General features: G+C 45.6%; 13 protein-coding genes. 5 read left to right on the forward strand and 8 right to left on the reverse strand.

Annotated features, from left to right (window positions below; all coding sequences use genetic code 11):
• Positions 1 to 48: 48 nt before the first annotated feature.
• A complete protein-coding gene (gene folD / locus PY364_RS28145; RefSeq protein WP_275571007.1) occupies positions 49 to 924 on the reverse strand; it encodes a bifunctional methylenetetrahydrofolate dehydrogenase/methenyltetrahydrofolate cyclohydrolase FolD in 876 nt (291 codons plus the stop codon).
• A 194-nt stretch (positions 925 to 1118) separates the two neighbouring features.
• Between folD and PY364_RS28150 the strand changes: the two genes are divergently transcribed.
• Positions 1119 to 1448, forward strand: coding sequence for a DNA-binding protein (locus PY364_RS28150; RefSeq protein WP_275571008.1), 330 nt, complete (start codon positions 1119 to 1121; stop codon positions 1446 to 1448).
• Between the two features lie 88 nt (positions 1449 to 1536).
• Here PY364_RS28150 and PY364_RS28155 read toward each other — a convergent pair whose 3' ends face one another.
• From PY364_RS28155 to PY364_RS28165, 3 genes are all read right to left on the reverse strand, one after another.
• Entirely contained in the window at positions 1537 to 2943 is a 1407-nt protein-coding gene (locus tag PY364_RS28155; protein ID WP_275571009.1) for a family 2B encapsulin nanocompartment shell protein, read from the reverse strand.
• Between the two features lie 184 nt (positions 2944 to 3127).
• Positions 3128 to 4537, reverse strand: coding sequence for a family 2B encapsulin nanocompartment shell protein (locus PY364_RS28160; protein ID WP_275571010.1), 1410 nt, complete (start codon positions 4535 to 4537; stop codon positions 3128 to 3130).
• A 90-nt stretch (positions 4538 to 4627) separates the two neighbouring features.
• On the reverse strand, positions 4628 to 6976 hold the full coding sequence (locus tag PY364_RS28165) for a family 2 encapsulin nanocompartment cargo protein terpene cyclase (protein ID WP_275571011.1): 2349 nt from the start codon (positions 6974 to 6976) through the stop codon (positions 4628 to 4630).
• 99 nt (positions 6977 to 7075) lie between these two features.
• On the opposite strand from PY364_RS28165, the gene PY364_RS28170 reads away from it, so the two are divergent.
• Positions 7076 to 7516 carry an NUDIX hydrolase gene (locus PY364_RS28170; RefSeq protein WP_275571012.1) on the forward strand — a complete coding sequence of 147 codons (441 nt, stop codon included), beginning with the start codon at positions 7076 to 7078 and terminating at the stop codon, positions 7514 to 7516.
• A 208-nt stretch (positions 7517 to 7724) separates the two neighbouring features.
• Positions 7725 to 9701 (forward strand): methyl-accepting chemotaxis protein, encoded by a 1977-nt coding sequence (locus tag PY364_RS28175; RefSeq protein ID WP_275571013.1) that lies wholly within the window; start codon positions 7725 to 7727, stop codon positions 9699 to 9701.
• Between the two features lie 18 nt (positions 9702 to 9719).
• Here the strand turns inward: PY364_RS28175 and PY364_RS28180 are convergent, their stop codons facing one another.
• From PY364_RS28180 to PY364_RS28195, 4 genes are all read right to left on the reverse strand, one after another.
• Entirely contained in the window at positions 9720 to 10307 is a 588-nt protein-coding gene (locus PY364_RS28180) for a Uma2 family endonuclease (protein WP_275571014.1), read from the reverse strand.
• Between the two features lie 81 nt (positions 10308 to 10388).
• Positions 10389 to 11891, reverse strand: a complete 1503-nt coding sequence (locus PY364_RS28185; protein WP_275571015.1) for a UDP-N-acetylmuramoyl-L-alanyl-D-glutamate--2,6-diaminopimelate ligase — start codon at positions 11889 to 11891, stop codon at positions 10389 to 10391.
• Positions 11892 to 11924: 33 nt separating this feature from the next.
• On the reverse strand, positions 11925 to 12230 hold the full coding sequence (locus PY364_RS28190) for a glutaredoxin family protein (RefSeq protein ID WP_275571016.1): 306 nt from the start codon (positions 12228 to 12230) through the stop codon (positions 11925 to 11927).
• Positions 12231 to 12360: 130 nt separating this feature from the next.
• Entirely contained in the window at positions 12361 to 13404 is a 1044-nt protein-coding gene (locus PY364_RS28195; protein WP_275571017.1) for a tetratricopeptide repeat protein, read from the reverse strand.
• An 83-nt stretch (positions 13405 to 13487) separates the two neighbouring features.
• Between PY364_RS28195 and cysH the strand changes: the two genes are divergently transcribed.
• Both cysH and PY364_RS28205 read left to right on the forward strand, forming a co-directional pair.
• The gene (cysH, locus tag PY364_RS28200) at positions 13488 to 14219 is read left to right on the forward strand and encodes a phosphoadenosine phosphosulfate reductase (RefSeq protein ID WP_275571018.1); all 732 of its coding nucleotides are present in this window, start codon (positions 13488 to 13490) and stop codon (positions 14217 to 14219) included.
• Positions 14220 to 14389: 170 nt separating this feature from the next.
• Positions 14390 to 15667, forward strand: a complete 1278-nt coding sequence (locus PY364_RS28205) for an ATP-dependent DNA ligase (protein WP_275571019.1) — start codon at positions 14390 to 14392, stop codon at positions 15665 to 15667.
• Positions 15668 to 15802 lie beyond the last annotated feature (135 nt).

Below are 15802 nucleotides of genomic sequence, written 5' to 3' on the forward strand. Positions count from 1 at the left end.
CAGGGGTCGGGATGAGTGGCGAAATGTCTGTAACTAAATAACTAACCACTAACCTAAATTGTTTTCCCAACTCCAAACCGTATTCTGCAACAACATTGCCACAGTCATCGGGCCAACACCTCCCGGTACAGGAGTAATAAATTCTGCCACTGCTTGTACAGAATTGAAGTCAACATCTCCCGTTAAACGGCTAGAACCATCCTCTTTAACAACGCGGTTCATGCCGACATCTACTACTACAGCACCAGGTTTAACCATATTAGCTGTAACTATTTCCGGGCGACCGACAGCAGCAATTAAGATATCTGCTTCGCGGGTGATAGATTCTAGATTTTGCGATCGCGAATGAGCTACAGTCACAGTACAGTCAGCCTCCAACAGCATCAAAGCCATCGGTTTACCCACAAGAATACTGCGACCCAAAACTACAGCCCGTTTTCCCTTCAAATCAATGTCATATTCCTTTAACAATCGCATCACCCCCGCTGGCGTACAACTTCGCAAACCCGCTTCCCCCCTTACCAACCGCCCCAGATTCATCGCGTGAAGCCCGTCAGCATCTTTATCAGGAGCAATTTGGTAAAGTAGGGAAATCGCGTCTAAGTGCGCTGGTAAAGGCAACTGCACTAAAATCCCATCTACTCTCTCATCTTGATTGAGAGTTTGAATCGCTTGTTCGAGTTCAGTCTGAGTTGTGTCAGCCGGAAAGTGCTTCCCAAAGGAAGCAATACCAACTTTGGCACAAGCAAGTTCTTTGTTGCGGACATAAGTAGCACTCGCCGGGTTTTCGCCAACCATCAACACTGCAAGCCCTGGAGGGCGACCTTTTTGGCTTTGTAGGGAATGGACGCGCGAGATTAGCTCTGCTTGAATCTTTTGTGCTAGAGCTTTACCGTCTAAGATGTGGGTAGTTTTGGCATCCATGATCGTAAATTATGGGCTAGGGGCTGACGATTTTAGATTTTAGATGGTCATTATGTCCTTTGTCTGTCCTAAATAAATGTCCTGCTACTGACTTTTGAGCAATGACTACCGCAATCAAACAAATGTGGGTTCAGGCATTCCGTATTAGCCCTCTATCGTTGATACTACTGAGTGGGCTGTTCAGTTGCGGGAATATGGCTAACTCTCGCCTAACTCTGGATTTTAATGCCAACAGCATTGCTGACATTCAACAAAAACGACAACTTGAATCTCAGGTTTACCTGAAGGGTAAAGTAGAAAGCCGCGCTCCTTTTTTGGGGACAGGTGCATATCAACTTCAGGATAATACGGGTAACATTTGGGTTGTGACTAAACAAACTGTACCGCAAACAGGAGAGGAAATTTTCATTAAAGGATTGGTACGCTATAAAGGCATTACGTTTAAGGAATTACCAGCAAAAGATTTAGGTGAGGTTTATATTGAGGAAATCGAACAATTAAAAACCACTCCGCCTAGTGGTTGAAGAAGGAAGAAGGAAGAAGGAAGTAGGAAGAAGGAAGAAGGAAGAAGGAAGAAGGAAGAGGGAAGAAGGAAGAGGGAAGAGGGCTCGCTTAGCGCCCGATTTCAACGTCTTCGAGAATGCCAAGGGCATCGGGGACTAAGACGGCTGCGGAGTAGTAGGCAGTAATTAGGTAGGAAGCGATCGCCTGTTCGCTAATACCCATAAATCTCACCGACAAACTCGGTTGATATTCGTCCGGGATACCCGTTTGGTGTAGTCCGATTACACCCTGATCTTCTTCTCCAGTCCGCAATATCAGAATAGAACTGGTCTGGTTCTTAGTAATTGGAATCTTATTACAGGGAAGAATGGGTACATTGCGCCAAGTAATTACCTTACTTCCATTCAGATCGATGCTTTCCGTTGAGATACCCAGACGGTTGCACTCCCGACTAAAAGCCGCAATAGTTTTAGGATGAGCTAGGAAAAACTTCGACTTCCGACGACGGGTAATCAATTCATCCAGATCGTCAGGGGTAGGGGGGCCGCTGCGGGTGTAGATCCGCTGTTTCAGGTCAGCATTGTGTAGCAACCCAAATTCACGATTATTGATCAAGTCGTATTCTTGCCGTTCCCGCAATGCCTCAATCGTCAGCCGCAGTTGTTGTTCCGTCTGATTCATTGGTTCGTTATACAGATCGGAAACGCGAGTATTGATTCGCAATACAGTTTGAGCAATGCTTAACGGATATTCGCGGGGGGAGAGTTCGTAATCTACAAAAGTCCCTGGTAACTGGGTTTCCCCAACATGACTCGCAGACAAGGCGATCGCAGCTTCCCCATACTTATTCTGTGGTTGTTGGGCGCTAATCCTCACCTGTTCAAGGTGAGCCTGCAATGCCTCTGACTGGTTGAGCACTTCCCGGAATGCTTGTTGCGGTAGCGCCAATACCGTGCATCGGGTGACAGCCTTGATTGTGAACTTCCAAGTGCTTTCTGGCTGCACCAACTCGCGATCGCCGAAATGGTCGCCATCCGCCAGCCTATCCAGCAGAGCTTCCTCGCCATACTTGCCAGCAACAGTTTTATTAACTTTGCCATGAGCGATCGAGAACAAGCGATCGGCTCTCTGACCTGACTGTACGATGATATCACCAGGCGCAAACTCCTGTTGTACAAACCTACTCGCCAAGGCGCTCAACACCCCAGTGTCGTTAAACCCTCGCAGCAATGGCAACTGACAAAGTTCTTGGGGAATTACTTCAACTACCGTTCCGGTGTTGGCGAAAGTTAGCCTGCTATCAGCCACCATATAATTTAACCGACGGTTCAACCGATAAGTGCCACCCTTTGTCTGCACCCAAGGCAACATCTTCAACAACCACCGAGGCGTAATTTCCTGCATTTGCGGTGCAGATTTGGTTGTTGTTGCCAAATTTCTGGCGGCGGCTGTACCCAAACTCAGTTGGGGTTGCTGACCTTCAACATCTAAACCGCGATCGTTAGAATACGTCATTACCTCATCCTCTGGTTACTAACAAAAGTGCAGTGCCTACTCAAAGAGTTAAGAGGTTAAAGCAATAACAGCTAGGACTTACGCAAAATTATCCGTAACGCCGCCTTCTAGGCGGTAAGATACCGCCTAGAAGGCGGCGTTACGTGAGTCCTACGTAAATCTTGCTTTAACCTCTCAGGAATGTTTAGCGCCCGATTTCGACATCTTCCAGAATACCGAGTGCGTCTGGGACTAGCACGGCTGCGGAGTAGTAAGCAGTAATCAAGTAGGAGATGATCGCTTTTTCGCTGATGCCCATAAAGCGGACAGACAAGCTAGGTTGGTATTCATCGGGAATACCAGTTTGATGTAAACCAATCACCCCTTGTTTTTCCAAACCAGTGCGGAGTAAGAGAATGGAACTGGTGCGGGTATTGCTGATGGGAATTTTATTGCAGGGGAATATGGGTACGCCGCGCCAAGCCGTCACTTGAGCGCCGTTCATATCTATGCTGGTTGGATAGACACCCAAGCTGTTACACTCGCGACCGAAGGCAGCGATCGTGCGGGGGTGAGCTAAGAAGAATGCCGGCTCTTTCCATACCGTTGCTAGCAATTCGTCTAGGTCGTCGGGGGTAGGTGTCCCGCTACGGCTGTGGATGCGTTGTGTGAGGTCGGCGTTGTGCAGTAACCCAAATTCCCGGTTGTTGATCAACTCGTGTTCTTGACGTTCCCGTAATGCTTCGACTGTCAGCCGCAATTGTTGTTCGGTCTGATTCATCGGTTCGTTGTAGAGATCCGCTACGCGGGTGCTTACTCGCAACACCGTTTGAGCGATGCTCAACTCATATTCGCGAGGGGAAAGGTCGTAATCAACGAAGGTTCCTGCCAAGGGGGTCTCTTCAGGATGACCCGTTGCTACCTCAATGGAGGCTTCACCTTGGGCCGTTTGTGGCTGTCTGAGGCGATCGCGGAACTTCTCAACATGAGTTCTCAATTCCTCAGACTGACTAAGCAACTGCTCAAATACCTGTTGGGGCAGCGACAACACGATGGTTCTGGTAATAGCCTTGAGCGTGTACTGCCAGGTGTCCTCGGACTCCACCACAGTTTCATCGCCGAAATGGTCGCCGTCGGCGAGCACATCTAATATGATTTCCTCGCCATACTTACCAGCACTAATTTTGTTTACCTTGCCATGAGCAATTAGGATCACGCGATCGGCAGATTGACCAAACTCAACGATCATGTCGCCAGCGGCGTACTCTTGCTGCACAAACTGGTTTGCCAATGCAGTCAACACATCAATGTTGTCAAACCCTCTCAGCAAGGGTAACTCAGTAAGTTCGTGGGGAATCACCCGCACCGTCGCGCCAGTGTTGGTGAAAGTGACTTTTCCATCACCTACGGTATAACTCAACCGACGGTTGACGCGATACACACCACCCTTGGTCTGTACCCAAGGCAATAACTTCAACAACCACCGAGATGTAATTTCCTGCATCTGGGGTGCAGATTTGGTGGTTGTTGCCAAATTTCTGGCGGCGGATGTCCCCAAACTTAATTGGGGTTGTTGACCTTCAACATTTGCACCCGGATCGTTAGAATATGTCACAAATTAATCCTCTATTTTCTAGTTACTAACAAAAGATTACATCGGTCTTACTTAACCGATTGCAGACAAAAGAACCCACAACATAAAAACTTATTTTCCTACCAAACGGTCGGAATTGTTCAATGGCATCTTACCAGAAAAACTGCTGGCACCAACTAAAGATGTGAGCCGTGCAGCCGAGGTGCCAAATCCTGTGGGGCCGTTGAGCAGCCGCACAATTGGAGAAGCACTATTACGCAATTCAAATTCTTTATAACGGTCTACCGTTATATGCCATTTGAGTACGCCGCACATCCAATTTTCTAGTTTCTCAATGTATCCCAGTAATTTCTCGCGGGTACTTTCATCCAGATTGAAATCGTCGAATAGGGCAGGTAACTCAGTATCAACAATGTGTTGAAACTGTTGCGCCCGCGCGGTCATCAAATTGTTTACTACCTCGACAGCTTGGGGTAGATCGCAGTTGAGGAAATTCTGCACCACCAGTACGAGGTTATGGATTTCGCCCTCGAATTCGATTTCTTTCTGGTAGGAGAAGATATCGTTAGTAAAACAGGCAAAATCGGCGGCAGAATTTTCTAGCGATCGCATTGACCTACTGTAGTAAATCTCCATCGGAATCTCGCCGCCCTGGGCTAGTCGAGACAGGCTCATTGTCAAATCCGAGCCAAAGGTCTTCCGACGCATTTCGATATAATCTATCGGGTCAGGAATCCGATTTTGAATTTGGTTGGCCAGTTCCCACACCCAACTATCAGTCATGTCCTGAATCGCGCGGCGGAACTCAGTCCGCGCGGTGAGGGACATGGGGCCAGCAGTGCGAGACCAAATATCTGCCAAGCCCCGTTCCACCGGATTAGTCGGTATAGCGGGGGGTGTGGAGTCATCGAGAGGCATGAAGGCCGACATTCGGGCGTTGAACACTTTCGCACCAACTATGTCCCGGTTATTCCCGTAGATTGCTGGGAAGTAATCGTCAGCGTATGTTCCCCACACCAGCCAGCACGCTGTCAGATTTAGCTCATCCTCAGACCCCTTCGGATGGATCAACGCACCGCATAGGGCGACATCGGCAACATCAAACTTGTGGTCGTTCCAGATGAAGGCATCAGGAATGCCCGGTAGGGATTCTAGCATCCCCATTTGCCGCGCCCATTCCTTAGAATGCTTCCGCGCAGCATCCAGATTGGGATTCAAGCTGGTAGAGAAGGGCATATAAAACTTTGGCAGTTTCACTGGCCCTACAGCCTGGTATGGAACGTGAGTAAAGCTCTTGAACCTTCCCAAACCCAAGGTGGTGTATAACGATTCAATCCGTGCAGCCGATGTGCCTAGCCCAGTGGGCCCGCCCGGAAATAGCGGCGGTTTCTGAGAATTGTCCGCTTCTTTGTTCATGTAGCGGCTAGACCTCATGTGCCACTCGTGACCGCCCGATTGCCAGTCTTGAAGTCCTTTGATGTAAAGGAGAACGCTCACACGAGCCGCTGGGTCTAGTCCGTGCTCCTCAAAGAGGGGAGGCAATTCAGTAACAGCAGTGTTATCGAACTGGTATAACCGCGAGGTGAGCAGTTCGTTGGTGAGGTTGGCTGCTTCTTGGGTGCTCACATTCAGGAAGCGCTCTAAAACCAAAATACAGTTGGCGTTCTCGCCTTCATCTTCGACTTCTCTCTGGTAGGAGAAAAGGTCGTTGCGAAGGTGAACTCCATCGGCAAATGTGTCTTTGAGTACCCGCATTGGGCGAGTTGCAGCAATTTGGGCTGGAACCTCTACAAAGGCGGCGTGTTCGACGAGATCCGCTGACCAAGGTGCGCCGCCAACCTTACGGCGCATCTCGATGTACTCGATGGGATTGGCGACCCGATTTTGGTTAATATTGGCGAGTTCCCACAGAGACTCTTCGAGAAGGTTCTTGGTACTCTGGAAGAACCGCAGCCGCCAGTCCACAGACTTAGTAAAGGCGGTGCGAGACCACAGGTCAGCTAAGCCGCGCTCTACTGGATTGGTGGGTACGGAAGGGGTATCGGTGGGGTGTATCGGCATAAATGCGGGCAGTCGGTGGAGATACTCCTTTGCCCCAGTCATGTCTTGGGTACGCTTGTAAATTTCAAGGAAGTGATCGTCGAAGAAGAATACCCAAACATACCAATCGGTTACTAGGTCAAGTTCTGCGCCCGGTGCATCTGGATGGGTGTAGGAGCAAAGCAAGGCATAGTCGTGGGCATCGAATGTACGTTCGTCCCAAATAGGTTCGTCTTGGGATTTTTCTTCTGAGCCAAGTATCCCCATCTCGTAGGCCCAGGCCTTGGAATGCACTCGCGCGGTTTCCAGGTTTGGGTTCAGCCGCGCCGGCCAAGGCATATAAAAATCCGGCAGTTTAAAGGGTTGCATAATCTGCACGTAACCTTCTATCGGGTCGTCGTTGCTGTTTTTTGGGTTCAACCATAGTTAACTATAGTAATTGTCAAAAATATGTTCTCTGTTACATTTTTTAATGCTTGGGGATGTTATCGCAAATCTGGCTTAAACTAAGAACCAACAATGATAAAGAACCAAGTTGAAGTTGCGATCGCGATTTTGTACAGGGATGGCAAACTTCTGTTGCAGTTACGAGATGATATTCCCGGAATTGCTTACCCTGGATGCTGGGCTCTATTTGGCGGACATATCGAACCAGGAGAAACCCCGGAAATTGCCCTAAGACGGGAATTACAAGAGGAAATAGGTTATGATATTCCTTCTGCTTCCAAGTTTGGCTGCTACACAGATGTAACTGTTATCCGCCATGTTTTCTATGCACAACTTACTGTAGATGTCAAGGACTTAGAGTTAAAAGAAGGTTGGGATATGGGATTGTTAACGCCTGACGAAATTAGGGTAGGTAGCCATTTTTCAGAGAAAGCGGGAATGGTGCGATCGCTTGGAAATCCTCACCAGCGTATCCTATTAGATTTTATCGAGAAAAAACCAATAGATTTGTAGATTAGCACTTTAAGTATAGAGTTTTATTTTTTAGGACTTGCGCTCACATTAAGGTCGCCCTCGCTCGCCGTGTTATAACCGCTCAAAGAGCAGTTTCTTTATCGCCCTGTCAGCGGCGTTACAGCAGCATAAGCGTGAGTAAATTTTATGTTATTTTGTAAGGATTACCTTTGACGCTTATAATATCATAGTTGCACAATTATCAAATATGTCAACTATTAAAAAAAGTTCGTTTACGAGAATCTTAGGAAAATTCCCCCTCCAAGTTATTCTGATTGTTCCGTTTGTAGTCCAGATTGTTAGCTTTGTGGGGTTGGTTGGTTATCTTTCATTTAGAAATGGACAAAAAGCAATCAACGATCTGGCATCTCAGTTACAAAACGAAGTCAGTTTACGTACTATTGAGCATCTTGACAGGCTGTTAGCCACTCCGCCTCAAATCAATCAAATCAATGTTGATGCCTATGAATTAGGGAATCTGAACTTGCAAAATCTCGATGGCATCGGTCGTTATTTTTATAAGCAAATGCAGGTTTTCAAGAATCTTGGTTATATGAACTTTGCGGATATAACAGGTGGATTTGTTGGTATTGGCCGCGAGGATGATGGTACTTTATATCTTGAATTAATACGCCCTGGCGATCCGCGTAAATATAAGCGATATGCGTTGGATAATCAGGGTAAACCTATTCGCGTGATTGCGACGGAAGAATATGATTACAACAATGAAGGTTGGTATACTAATGCGGTAAAAGCGGGTAAACCTATCTGGAGTGAAATCTATAACTGGGACGATAGACCAGAAATTGTTTCCATTTCTTCTAGTTATCCAGTCTATGACCAAAACCGCAAACTGGTATGTGTCATGGGCATTGATTTGATTCTTACACAGATTAATAGTTTTCTGGAAAGTTTGAAGGTGAGTCCAGCAGGCAGAGTTTTTATTTTCGAGCGTTCCGGGTTATTTGTGGCTACTTCTAGCAAGGAAACACTGTATAGAATGAACAATAAGAAAGCCGAACGCCTCAAAATAGTTGAAAGTAAAGATCCACTAATTCAAGCAACTGCTCAAAACTTAGTCAAGCGTTTTGATGATTTCAGCCAGATCGCCACCGATCGGCGGTTTGATTTCAACTTGACTAACGATCGTGCCTTCGTTCAAGTCATTCCTTGGCGAGATAAATTGGGTTTAGATTGGCTAATTGTAGTAGTTATCCCGGAATCGGATTTCATGGGGCAAATTAATGCTAATACCCGCACTACTATTTTGTTGAATATGGCGGCCTTGGTAATCGCTATTGTCGTTGGTATTCTTACTACTGAACCACTGAAGTTGGTAATTTCAGAGGCGAATCAAGTGGTTCTTAAAATTACTTTATCTACTACCCAAATTGCTGACGCTAGTAAACAATTAGAAGGGATTGTGACGGCGCAAGCTGCTTCAACTACTGAAGTGAATTCCACCGCCCAAGAGATTGCAGATACTTCTGGGAAGTTAGTAAAGAAGGTGGAAAATATTGTTCAGAAAGTCCAAGCGACTGCTAAATTAAGTAGTAATAGTCAAACAAGCTTGATGGAGATGTCAATAGCGATGAGTCAATTGGCTCAATCTACAAAGTTGATTTCTGCAAGGCTGGGAGTTATGCTGGAAAAAGCTAATAATATCAATAGCGTGGTGAAGATAATTGCTAATTTGGCGGATGTTATGCAGTTGATCTCACTGAATGCAACTATTGAAGCTGAGAAGGCGGCACAAAATGGGCTGGGTTTTTCAGTTGTTGCTAAAGAAATTACCCGAATTGCCGATAAAATGGGTTTCGCCAGTGTGGAAATTCAATTGATGGTTAAAGAGATTCAATCTTCTGTTTCTGATGGTGTCATAGAAATGCGTAAGTTTAGCAAAGAAGTTAGCAATCATTTAGAACAGGTTGGTAAAATTGCTGGGGAAGTTAATTTGGTGATCGAGCAAGTACAGAATATTACACCAAGTTTTGAGGAAGTTAGTGATAGCATGGAGCAACAATTTGAGGGTGCTGGGCAAATTAGTCTGTCGATAGCTCATTTAAGTGAATCATCAAAGCAAATTGTTCAATCCTTAACGGAAACTAATCAGGTTCTCGATCAATTGGATGATACGGCACAAATTCTACGGGGGATTATATCAAGTTCGGTGAAAATGTTGTAGATTTATGGTTAAGTAAAGTTACCAAATTGTTGCTAAATCTAAACTAAATTCTGGCAAAACCTCTTCTCCTGAAACTGTAGCCGGATTTTCGAGAATTTCTGGCTCTTGGTTGGGTCGATAAATTTCTACTTGTCGCTTTTTGCGGTTAATTATCCAGCCCAATTGTGCGCCATTTTCTATGTATTCTCTCAGTTTTTCGCGTGTTTTTGCTAAAGTATCGCTGGGGGACATTAACTCAACGACAAAATCAGGGCACAGTGGCGCAAATGAATTTTGTTCTTCTGGCGTTAATGCTTCCCATCGCTCTAGTTTCACCCAGGAGGCATCAGGCGATCGCTCTGCACCGTTTGGTAGTCTGAAACAAGAACTTGAGTCAAAAACTTTGCCTAAGTTATTCTGGCGGCTCCAGGCTTTTACCTGATAATTAAGGTCAGCATTTCTTTCGCCAGTTATACTTCCTGTTGGTGGCATGATAATTAGTTCTCCCTTGGCGGTACGCTCAAATCTCAAATCGCTGTTTTCATGGCAGAGGTTCCAAAATTGTTCTTCTGTTAAGTCGATTTTCAGTTCTAGCCTTGGGGGTAAAAAGATTGTGTGTGGTTCCATGATCTTTTTTGTTACCGCAGATAAAAGCAGATGGCAGTGAAGGCTAAGATTATATCATAATTTTAGCCTCCGGGCAAGATATCATTTCATTCTTTCTTTCAGCGCATCTCGCGCTTGTTCTCTGTCGTCGAAATGGATTTTTTCTGTGCCGAGAATTTGATAATCTTCGTGACCTTTCCCTGCAATTAATACGCCATCTCCAGGTTTGGCTTCGAGAATAGCTGTGTGAATTGCTTGAGCGCGATCGCCAATAACTATTGGCTTAACTTCGGGGGCTATTCCTGTCAAAACATCTTGCAAAATTCTCTCTGGGTCTTCAGTGCGGGGATTGTCAGAGGTGACAACAGTTACATCTGCCAATTCTGCTACTATTTTACCCATTTTCGGGCGCTTGGTACGATCGCGATCGCCACCGCATCCAAACACGCAAATCATCCGCCCCGGAATAAACGGCCGAGATGCCTTCAGCAAGTTTTCTAAGCTGTCGGGAGTATGGGCATAATCTACAATCACGCTAATATCTTGATCGGGGCTAATTTGTACCTTTTCTACCCGCCCTGGTACGCCTGGAAATTCTGGTAAATTGAGTACAATCGCGCTCAAATCTAAACCTAAATGTAAACCCGCACCGACAGCAGCCAGTAAATTTGATAAGTTATACTGACCTACCAATGGCAAGTAAAAATCAGCCTCACCCTTGGGAGTATGCAGTATTCCTTTCACACCATTGGGCTCATATTTTAAGTCAGAAGCCCATAAATCTGCTTTACTATCGTTAGTGCTGTAACTCCAAACTTGTTCTGAGTTTAATGTGTCAATAATCCGCCGCCCGTAGACATCATCAGCGTTGACAATAGCGCGACCTTTGAGATAATTGGAACTAAACAACAGGGCTTTAGCATTAAAGTAATCCTCCATATCGCGGTGATAGTCAAGGTGATCTTGAGTTAAATTTGTAAACACCGCCACCTCAAAGGGACAACCAAGCACTCGACTTTGTGCTAAAGCATGAGAACTAACTTCCATTATCCCGAACTTAGAGCCAGCTTCTACTGATTCTGCTAGCTGTTTTTGCAGTTCAACGGCAAAAGGAGTAGTATGAATTGCTGTTTCTTGAAATCCCGGCCAACGGGTGTAAAGCGTGCCGAAAAGTGCGACTGGTAACTCCGTTTTGCTAAGTAAATATTCGATTAAATGAGTAGTTGTAGTTTTGCCATTAGTACCAGTAACGCCAACAAGTTTGAGTTTATTTCCAGGGTAGCCATAAAAAGCAGTAGCTATGTGGGCGCAAGCTTGTGTCATGTCGGCGACGGGGATAATACAAGGAACCTCCTCCTCACTCCCCCGCTCCGCCGCTTTCTCTGCTGCTTGAGGGGAAACTACGGCGGCGATCGCACCAGCGGCGATCGCACCTTGCCAAAAATCTCCTCCGTCTACCCGTGTCCCTGGCATTCCTAAAAATAAATCCCCCGGTTGACAAGCATGGGAATTAGTCGCCAAACCCTTTACCTCGGAGTCGAGAGCGGGATGAGAGATAGAAAGGGAAATATTCGGAACTGTTGCTAATAATTCTTTAAGTTTCATAAGTCAAAAACTCCTCACATCTGGATATTGCGTTTATTCTGCATCGGGAATGTGTAAATATTTCTGTAACATTTGTTCCAATTGCGCGACACTGCAACGGGGGGAAAGCCGAGGTAACAGTTGTTCTGGGATAGATGCAGCTTCGCCTGTGGAATGTGTATGCGAAGGCTGAGCTCTAAATAGGAGTGGGATTTCGTACTGGTAAGCTTGAAACCAATCTTCGCGGGTAGTGATATCCCGAACTTCTAGTTCAAATTTCAGGTTTTGAATTTGTTCTAGTTTTTCTTGCAACCCTTCGCATAAATGGCAACCAGGTTTGCTGTACAAAATTAATCGCATAAGAAGGAAGGAGAAAGGATTGAGTTATACCAAATCAGGCTTAAATACCCCTTTATTATTTAGTCCGCGTAGGCGGACTTCGTTTGTGTAGTAGCGATTTCAATCGCCAAACGATCGAGAGGATATCAAACTAACGTTGAAGTTGTTTAAGTATTTCTTGGACTTGTTTGTAATCAAACATTCTCTCCTGTTCCTGATAGAGTTTTGCAGCTTGTTCCAAATCTGCGATCGCTCCGGGTTTATCTCCCAAAGCAGAACGAGCAAGCCCCCTGTCTTCATAGCCCCCAGCATACCCAGGATCGATTTCCAGGGCGCGATCGCAGTCCTCAAGAGCTTTTTTGTCTCCCAACCCAGCGCGGGTATAGCATCGGCTGGCGTAGGAATAAGCACTATCAGGATAGAGACGAATTGACTCGTTGCAATCTGCGAGCGCTCCCTGGTAGTCTCCCAGTCCACGAGCGCGAGCGTAGCACCGATTGTTGTAAGCCATAAAATTTGTGGGATCGAGCTTAATCAACTGGTTGTAATCTTCAATTGCTCCCTGATAATCTTTGATAATGCCACGAATCAGGCCTCGTTTAAGGTAAGCGGTAGAATCGTTGGGATCGAGCTTAATCACCTGGTTATAATCCTCAATTGCGGCCTGATGTTCTTCCAATTGAGAGCGGAGATCCCCCCGAAACTCATAGACTAGAATATTGTTGGGATCGAGTTTAATCACCTGGTTGTAATCTTCAATTGCCCCTTGATAATCTTTGAGTTGCTGGCGGCTCATCCCCCGAAATAAGTAGGCAACGGCATCAGTGGGTTCGAGCCGAATCACTTGGTTTAAATCCTCAATCGCACCTTGGTAGTCTTCCTTAAAGAATCTCTCAACCCCCCTTTGTCGGTAGCCGTCAATATCCAGCAGCTCGATATCTTTGCGTGCGGCTTGCAGAGTTGCTCCCGCAAGTTGATGATTTGATAACAGAGGTGCGATCGCTAATTTACTATTAGCATGAGCCGGAACTACGACCCCCAGAAAAACAAACAGAGCAACTGTTCCCAAAATTTGGTTGAGTTTTCGTCGCCGGGGAAGTTGGAACCATTGGCAATTGAGCTTTGAGGTGCTGGTGGTAAAGTTGTATCGGCTGGTGCGCGATCGCGAATTAACGGCTAGAATTTTTACTTTCATCTTTTTTATGCGCCACTCGCTACTAAACCAACGGGTCGCAGTTCCGATATTGTAGAAATACAGACTGATTAAATTTCAACATAATGACTCAATCTACAGCATCTCCAATCTCAGTTGCCAACATTGACCTAGACGAACTGAACCAAAAGTTTAATTTAGCCCATCCCAGAGAAATTCTGGCTTGGTGCGTTGAGAATGTCCCCACAGGATTAGTGCAAACTAGCGCCTTCAATGTCGATGACATGGTAATCACGGATATTCTCTACCGCGAACTTAAGCCACAAGTTCCAGTACCGGTCATGTTTTTAGAGACTTTGCACCACTTCCCCCAAACTTTGGAGTTAGTCGCAAAAGCCAAAGCAGCCTACAACTTGAATCTCCAAATTTACCAGAATCTAGATGTGAACTCCCGCGAAGCTTTCGCTGCTAAATATGGCGAAGCTCTTTGGGACAGCGATATTGCACAATTCCACCATCTCACTAAAATTGAACCTCTGCAACGAGGTCTCAATGAATTGAATACTGTCGCCTGGATTACCGGCCGCAGGCGCGATCAAGCAGTTACTCGTGCTGATATGCCCGTGTTTGAAGTTGACTCCCTCAATCGCCTTAAAGTTAATCCTATAGCGTCTTGGACGCGCAAGGAAACTTGGGCTTATGTGATGGAACATGGCGTGATTTATAATCCTCTCCACGACCAAGGCTATCTCAGCATTGGTGATGAACCAATTACAACGCCTGTAGCAGAGGGTGAAGATGAACGCGCTGGCCGCTGGCGTGGTACTGGTAAAACTGAATGCGGTATTCACATTTAACCTTTGATTAATCTTTGGTCAAAAGTCCTTTGCGATCGCGCCGAATCGCAAAGGACTTTTAGCTTAAACATTACTTACGCAAAAGATCCGTAACGCCGCCTTCTAGGCGGTTCCTTTACCGCCCAGAGGGCGGCGTTACTAAATTCTCTAAGAAAATAAGGGAGTTAAATATGGAATACACCGAATATATCGAATCAAAGCGAAAAGCCGCAAAGAAAATCAGTGCCGACATTCGAGAACGCTGGAACAACCGCATCGTTACTAGAGGATTACACCTATTAGGAGAACAAGGCGCTTTGCAGTATTTAGCCGATTATGGACGCGGAATAGGTACTGCGAAAGTTGTTAGTTTTGCACTATGTGCAGAATCCGAAGGATACCCAGAGATGGCGGCTGGATTTTGGCAGAAAGCATTTGAGTTGGAGACAGGACAAAAAGCGCTTGTTTCTAATTTGGAAAATAGTTCTGCTTCCAACATTACTAAAAAACCTAAATCTACAACACACCAAAAAATTGTCAACAATATTGATATTATACCAGAATTACCTCCACATTTACAACCCGGAAGAATTGTCACAATGCAGGCAGTGGATGCACCCAGCGAACGCTCTTATTATATAGAAAATTCGGACTATTGGGGTCAGCCAAAACGCGATGGTAATCGAGTAGTTGTAATTGCCACTAAAGATAAAATTTACTATCAATCCCGTTCTACTCGATTGCGCCAACAGCCATCAATTGAAATTGAGGTTAGATTGCTTGAAGCGGCAACTAAACTAGGGACGTTTGTTTTAGATGGCGAATTATATTATAAAAGCTGTACTGGAAGCGAACACCGGACAGGTTCTCAGGCTGCAACTGTCAATATTGAAAGCGGTTTTCCTACTGTTCAACCGCAAGTAGTATATGGCATTTTCAAATCTCTTTTCTTTAAGGGAAACGATCTAACTCAGGTTGCAGAATCAGAACGAATTGCAGCAGGAGTTGTCATTGGAGAATTGCTGGCTGCTAATTCCCAAGAATTTGAAATTATACCGACTTTTCGCACCTTAGAAGAGAAAGCTTTACTGGCACATCAGCAGGAAACAGAGAACAGAGAAGGAGAAATTTGGATTCTACATAACTGCCGCTATGTGGGAGGAAAAGATGTCCGTACCTTCCCAATGGTGAGAACTAAATACTGTCTTGAACTCGATTTATTAATTGTAGGGTTAACTTTAACAAAGGTTGTAGGGCGACCATTTAGCGCAATTGAAGTTGCACGAGAAATTGATGGTAAATTAGTCCCTATGGGAACAGTTGGGACGGGTTTTAGCATGGAAGAAATGGTAGAAATTTCGCGACGCTATGCTGCTAATCCTAATGGTGTTAAAATAAAAGTGCGATCGCAAGGCTTGACAGAAAGCGGACTACTTTGGCACGCTCGATTTCTTGAGTTTAGTTCATAAACGTGCTTGTGACAATATCCGTAACGCCGCCATCCTGGCGGTAGTTTAAATCCTAAGTCAATGTAAAATGACTAAAATTATTCGTAACGCCGCCATCTTGGCGGTGAGTTAACCGCCAAGATGGCGGCGTTACAG

Source organism: Kamptonema sp. UHCC 0994 (assembly GCF_029167235.1).
Lineage (GTDB): Bacteria > Cyanobacteriota > Cyanobacteriia > Cyanobacteriales > Microcoleaceae > Kamptonema.